At 56.9% G+C, this 8,796-nt stretch carries 5 protein-coding genes; 3 read left to right on the top strand and 2 right to left on the bottom strand.

Features of this window, described 5'->3' with window-relative positions:
- Positions 1-415: 415 nt before the first annotated feature.
- From O7A61_RS29050 to O7A61_RS29035, 3 genes are all read left to right on the top strand, one after another.
- Entirely contained in the window at positions 416-919 is a 504-nt protein-coding gene (locus O7A61_RS29050) for an antitoxin Xre/MbcA/ParS-like domain-containing protein (RefSeq protein WP_337132686.1), read from the top strand.
- Between the two features lie 1,381 nt (positions 920-2,300).
- Positions 2,301-3,455 carry a porin gene (locus O7A61_RS29040; protein ID WP_337132685.1) on the top strand — a complete coding sequence of 385 codons (1,155 nt, stop codon included), beginning with the start codon at positions 2,301-2,303 and terminating at the stop codon, positions 3,453-3,455.
- Positions 3,456-3,770: 315 nt separating this feature from the next.
- A protein-coding gene (locus tag O7A61_RS29035; protein WP_337132684.1) for an IS630 family transposase occupies positions 3,771-4,714 on the top strand; the annotation gives its coding sequence in 2 pieces (ribosomal slippage) (positions 3,771-4,107 and positions 4,107-4,714; 945 coding nt in all).
- A gap of 721 nt (positions 4,715-5,435) precedes the next feature.
- On the opposite strand, the gene O7A61_RS29030 is transcribed toward O7A61_RS29035, so the two are convergent.
- Together O7A61_RS29030 and O7A61_RS29025 are read right to left on the bottom strand one after the other, a co-directional pair.
- Complete coding sequence (locus O7A61_RS29030) at positions 5,436-6,014, bottom strand: HupE/UreJ family protein (RefSeq protein WP_337132687.1); 579 nt, start codon at positions 6,012-6,014, stop codon at positions 5,436-5,438.
- Between the two features lie 32 nt (positions 6,015-6,046).
- Positions 6,047-8,656: a CehA/McbA family metallohydrolase gene (locus O7A61_RS29025; protein WP_337132683.1), complete on the bottom strand. Its 2,610-nt coding sequence runs from the start codon at positions 8,654-8,656 to the stop codon at positions 6,047-6,049.
- Positions 8,657-8,796 lie beyond the last annotated feature (140 nt).

Here is an 8,796-nt window from a genome sequence, read left to right as displayed (position 1 = left end):
CAAGCCCCATGGTACATTGGTTTAGGTCTCCGGTTCTTTAAATCGGGGACCGCATGTCTGGCCTTTGCTACTCGATTCGGCAAGCCCGTTTGTTCTGCTGAAGAGGGCCTTTCGGGCAATTTTGGAAACGCGCCGATCGTGATCTGCTTTTCCCAGTGCGGCTCCAACGTTGGACCAGATCTCCAAATAATTCTATGATAGCATGAAAATATGGCAGTCATGATGCACAAATGTGCATCAACATGTATTCTACCTCAGCGAAGCAAATTGTAGGTATTTTGGCTTCAATACCGCTTCGCAATTTGTGGTAGGATGCCCTTAATTCTGGGGAAAGCCATCTATGACTAGAGCGAGTGATGTTGAGAGGCGTCATGCCGAGCTTTCAAGCTTTGTAATGAGGGAGGTGGAGCGCATCTTGGCTCGACGGGACGCGTCGAATCAGACCATGAAAGTTGCGGTTGTACTCTCAGGCTCTTCTGCCCACGATATGGCGGCTGCAATTCTAGAACAGCTCGAGGCCGAAGCTGTGCGCCCAACTGGCGAGGTCCGAGCGATGGAAGCCGCGGGAGCGCGCATTACGGACTGGGCCGGGCCGGTTGCAGGACCAACGAGTCTAGAAAAGCGGTTTGGAATACCGCGGTCCACATTGCATTGGTGGCAACGGCACAAAGACGTGGTTGCATTGCGAAAAGGCGCGCGCAGGCATGTGTTTCCGTTGGCTCAGTTCATCGATGGCAGGCCCATGCCGGGGATGAGAGAGGTGCTTTCCTCGATCCCTAATCCCAGATCGGCGTGGCTTTGGTTGATCGGCCCTTCACCCCTTCTCAAGGGTCGTATTCCTATCGAGTTGCTCAAAGAAGGTTTCAGTGCAGAAGTCGCATCGGCTGCCCACGCATTTTCTCTGATTCAATCTTGCTGACGATCGGGTTGTCGCTATTGTCACGAACCTAGGCTGTTCTTATTGCAAGTTCATCGGCTTTGCGTGGCGATAGACTAAGCAGCCATTTTTTTTGGCGCGGCTTGCGATTTAAAGGTTGGGCATTGAATGGGCGGGGGCGGTCGCGTGGCGGGCCGCTTGGATTGGGATTCATTATTGTGCTCCCCCTAACGGCGATACAAGCCGTCGCGGACTGTGGCATTCGTCGGCAGCCACGATCCCCCTCCGCAATTCTCGGTCGCATCGGTAATCCCGGTCTAGCCAAACATGGTTCCGATTCATCACGTCTCGCTAGCCATGAATCATAACGCAGGAGCAGTTGCGCCGCATTGAAGGTCGTCTGCGACACGCGCGGCAAGGTGGTAGACGATCGGCGCGTGATCAACGGCATCGTTCATGTTCTGAAGTCTGGCGGGCGATGGCCAACGTTGCCGCCCCATTGCCTTCATGCTCACCGGCGGCTATCGCCGGGACCGTTAGCTGTTGGTTATGGGTCATGACCCTTGGTTGCGAGCGAAGGCCGAGATCATCGGGCCACCATGTCCGGCGCGCGTAAGACGGCAAACGCCTTGCTTCGAGGCGGGCTTTAGGCTGAAAGCAGTCTGACCGAGGGGCAAACTGCTATACGGGACGCGGTTTTGGGCGGAGCGCAGGGACGCTCTCAGGAATGGCGGTCAAGGCACGCGCAATGGCCCTCAAGGCCTGTGGCATCAAAACCGTCTTCTTCTGCTCGCCACGCCGAGACGCGGACCATCTCCTGCCGCCAAGGGCCTCTCTGGTCTAAACCGGTCGGTCAGCGCGGCGTTCGATGCGCCTTTGACCGCGGATGAGTCGATCACGTCGCGCGCGCACGGCCGGATTGACCGGCGGCACCGTATATTCCGCGAGAATGACGATGGCCGGGCGTGTTGGCCAGGCGCAGCAAGCCGTCAGCGAATGTTATGCCCAGACAGGCCGGCGAAAAGACTGCCGCTGTTGGCCTCCGGAGCTCGGTGACGGGCAAGGGGCTGATAGGCGGCTAAAGCTTCCTGATGATCTCTTTAATTCTCTTGGATGACGTTCGGCCTTATGTGGTCTGGCCAGAGAATATTTGGCGCGCCGGATCATTGTCCCAAGTGTGCTGTTCGTACAGTTGTCCAAGATGTACATGTTGTGCAATGGAATTGCGAGTTTCAGTGATAAAAATACAACTGACAACCACAGAAGTCACTTGGAAAGCTAAATTTGATCTTGCGCTAATAATTGCGGCGAATAGCGTCAGTGTCGGAAAGGGTGCACCGGAAGCGCATCCTTTTCGATCGTGGGGACAGGGAGCCGTCGTCGATCGACTTTTTCCCTTTTAAAACTTTGAATGGAGATCAGAATGAACATTAAGAGCCTTCTACTCGGCTCCGCTGCGGCCCTCATTGTAGTCTCCGGCGCTCGCGCTGCCGACGCAGTTACCGTCGCCGAACCAGAACCGGCTGAATACGTCAAGATCTGCGACGTATACGGCGCAGGATATTTTTACATTCCTGGTACTCAGACCTGCCTGCGTATCGGTGGCTACGTTCGTGAAATCATCGGCTTTGGTGATGTCGGCTCCTTCGACGGCGCGCGAACCCATGACGTGGTCACCGGCATAGATCAGGCGACATGGATGAAGAACAGTCGCTTCTCACTTAGGACGTGGACCGGGCAGGAAACCGAGCTCGGCACCCTGAAGACCTATACGGAGACTCGCATCAACTTCGGCAATCATAATGGTGATTATTCCAACAACTCTGCCGGCAATAAGGGGCTCACGCTGAATTTTGCCTGGATCCAGCTTGGTGGTTTTCGGGTCGGTAAGGGCGACTCCGCGTTCGATACCTTCATCGGCTACGCTGGCAATGTGTACAATGACACGATCGTCCCCTACGGGAGCCTCGACACCAATGCCCTTCAATACTATTTCGATGCCGGCGATGGCTTCTCCACGGTAGTCTCGCTCGAAGAAGGATCGGGCGCTGTCGGCACGATCGACAGCTATGTTCCGCATGTGATCGGCGGTTTGAAATACACGCAGGGCTGGGGCGCTCTAACAAGCGTTATAGCATATGACAGTAATTATGGAGAAGTGGCCGGCAAGATCCGCGCTGATCTCACGGTCAACGACAACCTCTCACTGTTCGGCATGTTTGGTTATGGGACAGACGGTAAGCTCAACGACGATTCCACCAACATAATCGACGCGAACGGACGCGGGTTCTACAAGAACTGGGGTGGGAATTGGGCATTCTGGGCAGGAGGAACCTACAAATTCAACGAGAAAACGTCCTTCAACCTACAGGTCTCAGGTGATCAGCTCAAAAATTATGGCGTAGTGGCAAACGTAGCATACAGCATCGTAGCCGGGTACACGATCACGGCCGAAGTTGATTATGACCACTACGGCAACTTCGGGGTCTCTGCAGTTGACCCGTCCAACGTAAACTGGACCAATGCAAACAAAAGGAACAGCGTTGGCGGCTTGCTTTGGTTCCAGCGTTCGTTCTGACGGCGCGACAGAATCGCGCCTCACCAGCCATAACATCTGACTGGATAGACAACAGTCTCTGCTTGACTAGCATAGGCTTAGCGCTCGCGCGATGGTCCTTGGCCCGGTGACCTCCTAGGCCTGGCGGTGTCGCGGAGAGGAAGGGCGCCTTTGACGAGGCGGACAAAGGCGCCCGTCCTTCTGATGCCAAACTATATGAATCTTGCCTTGACTTGGAGTACGCCGCTAGAGCGGGATGAGATTTGTAAGAGTCGTGGGATTCCCAAATCATCGCAATTCTGATTCAACATCCATGCTGGGAGGAGGCCAGCATGGATGGCAAGCTATTCGATGGACCTTCGCGAGCGGGTTGTCGCCGCGGTCAAGACGGAAGGGCTCTCGCGACGCGCGGCGGCGGCTCGATTTGGCGTCAGCTATAGCGCGGCCATCGCGTGGCTTAAGCGCGTCGAGAAGACTGGCAGTGCCGCACCTCGTCAGGTCGGCGGCTACAAACCGAAGAAGCTCTCGGGAGCGTGGCGCGACTGGCTGATCGAACGCTGTCACGACAGGGACTTCACCTTGCGCGGCCTTGTGGCCGAACTTGGCGAGCGTGGCCTGAGGGTCGACTACCGTTCGGTGTGGGAGTTCGTGCATGCCGAGAAGCTCAGTCACAAAAAAAGACGCTGATCGCCGTCGAACAGGATCGTCCCGATATCGCGCGACGGCGGATGCAGTGGACGAAGTATCGGGACCGGATTGATCCCACGCGCCTGGTCTTCATTGACGAGACCTGGACCAAGACCAACATGGCGCCGCTCAGGGGCTGGGCGCCGGTGGGACAGCGCATCAAGGCCAAAGTGCCGCATGGCCACTGGAAGACCATGACCTTCCTGGCCGCGCTGCGCCACGATCGCGTCGAGGCGCCCTGGCTGATCGACGGGCCGATCAACGGCGAGAGATTTCTCCTCTATGTCGAGAAGGTTCTCGCTCCGACCCTCCGGCCGGGCGATATCGTCATCATGGACAATCTCGGCTCGCACAAAGGCAAGGCGGTGCGCCGCGCCATACGCGCCGCCGGCGCCAGGCTCTTCTTCCTGCCGAAATACTCGCCCGATCTCAATCCGAACGAACAGCTCTTTTCAAAACTCAAGCACTGGCTGAGAAAGGCAGCAAGCCGCACCGTCCAAACCGTTTGCGACGCGATCGGCCAAATTCTCAACCGCATCACACCGACAGAATGCTCACACTACTTCGAAAACTCCGGATATGACCGAAACTAATCTCATCCCGCTCTAGGGTGGACACTGATCAGGCCGCGGTTTTGCCGGTCTGCCGGATGTGTTGATTCCTCGGCTTGTTGCGGACCGAGGATCGATCGGCATCGGACCGCAGCGCGTCCTGGCAAACTGGGTACGTGCGCAATCCGGCTCAGATAACTCTTGGCCGACGCTCGCTTGTAACCAAGCGTGAAGAAATGCTCCGCAAGACGGTCCATCTCGTAACCAAGGACACCGCACGTAGGCGCTTGAGCACCCTTTTATACGAAAAAAATAGAACTTGAGCATATTGCCCCTCCGAAATAAGGGCGCGGGGGAATCCCGCACCTATCCGAGAGGTAGGAATGTTATGTGGCGGAGAATTGCAGTCTTGCCGGCCCAGGCTGGCATCAGGACGGCCCCGCCACATAATCTCGTGCGACACATAAGAACGGATCGGCGCCCATCGTATCGCGCACAAGTGCAGCCAACCCCTCCGCGCCCTTGCGGTTATGCAGAGCCCCGCATATGCCGTCTGCGGTCCTCACCGGATGGGCACGAGGGTTTTCGCCCAGTGGCAATTGGAACATGGTGGGGCGATCGCATCAGGAGGTTATGAAGACAAGCTTCCGGACAGCAACTCCACAACGTCCTTTGCCGCGGGCGGCCAGACATCGTTGGACGAAGTTGGCCGCCGCCGCACCGCTTTGCTCGGCGACCATATATCGGATGCTAAGTCATGCTGTTACACCCAGCCCAGCATCAGGCCGAGGACGGCCGCAGCGCTTGCCCCACCTGCGAGACGCAAGAAGCGACGAAAAAGCCGGCTCGGCAGTAGACCCAAGCCGATGCCACCACCATGCAGGAGCACTGTGGCAACAGCGAAGCCGGCGAGATATTCGAAGCCCCCAGCCGTCTCGGGGATTTCCGTGCCATGCGCGTGGCCGTGGAAGAACGCAAAGAAGGCAATGATCGCCGCCCCTGCTGCAGTGGGCACGTCTACCGCAGCCGAGACAAGCAAGCCGAATGCTACAATGGAAATGAGAATAACCGGCTCGACAAGCGGAACTGGGATCGCCGCGACCCCCAAGGTGCCACCGGCTACCATAAAGCCGACGAATGTTGCCGGCCATGCCCACAAGGCGCGTCCGCCTTTCAACGCTGCCCATAAGCCGACCGCGACCATCACCATGATGTGGTCAAGTCCTGAAAGTGGATGTACAAGGCCAGCCGCAAACGAACAGGGTTCAAAACCTCCAACGTGTGAAAAAGCCGGCACGCATGCCGCAATAAGCATGATCACAATAATAATTATGTGGGCCATTTTGCTCAGACTCTCATATTTCTTAGCCAACTTCAAGTCTTGTCGATCGGATACATTTGCTCATGCTCAGGATGGTGGCTGCCAATGTGATGAGGGTGATCGTATCCCATTTCATGCATCTTGTTATGCAGTCGCTGATACGCCGATTGGAGCACGAGCCGCATCTCCTTGTATCGTTTGGTCTCGGCGCGAATTCCAATGGTGTCGACGAAGGCCAGCGAACCCTCGATCTGCTCCAGGATTGTGAGCGCGTCGGCCGCCGCAAACAACTGGGAGCCTTCGACGTCGATCATGACCGCCGACGAGTGAGCAGCAATCATCTCAGGCTTGTCGTCGTATTTCGCGCGAACAAGCACCGCCATCCAGGAGCTTTTCTGGACACGCACCGACCAGCTTCCGGCATCCTGCCACGGCTTTAGGGTTCGGCTCTCTCTGACCTCTCCATTGACCACGAGGTCGATCGTCGTCATCGGCATAATCACACTTGAGACATTCCAGCTAATGTTGACCGCCCCCCCCGAAGAGCCAATGGCAATGCGGCTGCCCATGGGTTTCCCCTCAACATTCAGATCCATCAGAGGACCATAGGTCACAAACGTATGGCCGGAGCGGACAGCATCCATCCACGTCTCGTAGGAGAACTCTCGATAGTCTGGGATTTTTGCGTAAGTCCGGATCATGCCCACGGCACACTCAGCCGACATCTTGTCAGTGCCCGCCACAGCGGGGATGTGATAGCCATTGTTCAGATAGCGATACCAGTCGGAAAGCGAGTAGGGGTCGATGCCACGGTAAAGCTCTGTGAAAGAAGTCATTTCGACGGCGTCCGCTTCCTCTAGGACGATCGTCGCGGCGCTTTCCATCCGGGGATCGGGGAAGTGCGGCAGGACGACGAGCCCGCCCTGCTTCTTGCACTGCTGCGCCCATTCGGTGGTGAGTGCACTGAGGGCGTCTCCGATCGCCGATTCATCGGGCCCCCCCGCAGCGAGGGGAACGATCATGTTGCCAGAATAGCCAAGCAGCGAGATGTGACCGAGGACGCGCTGCCGGTTCTCGGTGCCGACGCGGACGAGGAATTCGCCGTCACCTCCGGCAGCTTTGCTTCCCAGGGTTGTCCTGCCGTCAAAATCCCCGATGTTGGTCATCAGCTCTCCCCATTGGCTCGCGAGGAGATTGATAACATTCACGCCCTCGGCGGCCCCCTCGAGCATGGCTGTTGCCGGAGCCAGGAAATGCACATGAGTATCAGCGGTGACCCAGCCTTCTTCACGCCAATGGAGTACCTTCTCGAGTTCTACGGTTATAAGCTCGGTTTCACGAGTGATCGTGAGCTTCCTGCGGATCGGCTTGACCTCAAAACCCTTCGTGATCTCAAGGTAAACGTCGCCTAGAGGCAATTCGATCGGCGTTTGTCCGGAGATGTAGGTGGACAGATGCTGGCCATGCCAATACTCGGGGCCGTAATTCTCGAACCATCGGCGACTCGGGTTGCGGTTCCGCCCTAATGGAGCAAGATACTCGCCTGACGAGCCATGCACGTGAAGCTTTACGGGGGCGGGCTTATTCGTCCCCTGCTCGACGACGCGAAGCATGACGCATTGATTGGCCGGTTGAATACTCTGCAGCACCGGTTCGCCTTGCCGCATGTCATTGTCAAGGTCAGTAACCGAGATAGTCCTGTCCCCAAAAAGGTGAAAACAGGCATCTGCGTGCGCCGAATATTCGACGACGATGTCGGTCGGGCTGGCTTCCGGTTGCAGGTTTTGACGAGTCTTCTCCCAATGCTGGGTAGGATAGATCAGCCGCGGAGTGGCTGTGATAACCTGGCCGAGATCGAGCTGGACCTGACTGAAGAGACCATGCTCGTCGAGCGTGGGATCGAAGCTGACTTCGGGGGGCATTCTGAGCAACACCTTCTTACGCTTTTCCCACCGGAGTGGCATCGAACAGGCATCGCCAGCGGAAACGCCGGAGACAATAACGATGCCAGAAACAGGTTCGAACCTTATCGCCGCCACAGCTTTCTTCGGATTTGCGTTTTCGAGCGCCCACACAAAATTCATCCAAGGCCCTTCCTCAAAAAGGGCCTGCGTCTGGCGCCTTCCCCACTCGATGGGGCGATATAAAGCGGCGTCGCTTATAGGTCTCGGCTGGTCAGCCGTACTGAGCGCCAGGGGTCGAGGTTTTCTGGCCGCTACCGCTTGGGTGCAATGCTCCGCCCATCGGAAGACTAGCGAACCTATCTGATTTCGCCGCCGGATTTCCGCCCTTTGTTCGGAGCCATCATCATAAATCAGGATATAGTCCGCCGCGTGCTCGCCGAGCTGGCCGATTCCCCGCATGGGAGAGATGAGACCATTCTGATCGGGCGAAAGCGGACGGACACCAGATGCATGCAGGAACACGAACCATCGAGCCGTGGTCGGCGAAATCTCGACTGTAAGCGGCTGGTCCCTGAGAAAAACCGGGCGCCCAACTTCAAACGGGATGCCCCAGGCGACACACGAGCCGGAATGCGCGAACGGAATTGCCTGCGCCAGCTCGGCCGAGGCGTGCTGATCGCGCGCAAGCTCCTCGAACGTAAAATTGCCTTCAAAGCTGACTGGCCGAAACAACGGTGAAGCCGGACCGTCTCGATGCATACGTTTGTTCCCCATATCCTACAGTACAGTAGACGCAAATATCTTGGTCGGAGCTTTCTTATTACTCAGCCTCAAGTGTCTCCTTGCCTGAACCCAACTGATTGCCAGTCCGTTCCCAACTGGTATTGAATATCGGCCAA

This window comes from Mesorhizobium sp. Cs1321R2N1 (assembly GCF_037179725.1).
Lineage (GTDB): Bacteria > Pseudomonadota > Alphaproteobacteria > Rhizobiales > Rhizobiaceae > Mesorhizobium > Mesorhizobium salmacidum.
This window is presented reverse-complemented; position numbering and strand designations above follow the sequence as displayed.

Excerpts from the sequence above, each read along its gene's own strand:
- O7A61_RS29030 (WP_337132687.1), bottom strand. The coding sequence starts at position 6,014 with ATGGCCCACATAATTATTATTGTGATCATGCTTATTGCGGCATGCGTG.
- O7A61_RS29040 (WP_337132685.1), top strand. The coding sequence starts at position 2,301 with ATGAACATTAAGAGCCTTCTACTCGGCTCCGCTGCGGCCCTCATTGTA.
- O7A61_RS29025 (WP_337132683.1), bottom strand. The coding sequence starts at position 8,656 with ATGCATCGAGACGGTCCGGCTTCACCGTTGTTTCGGCCAGTCAGCTTT.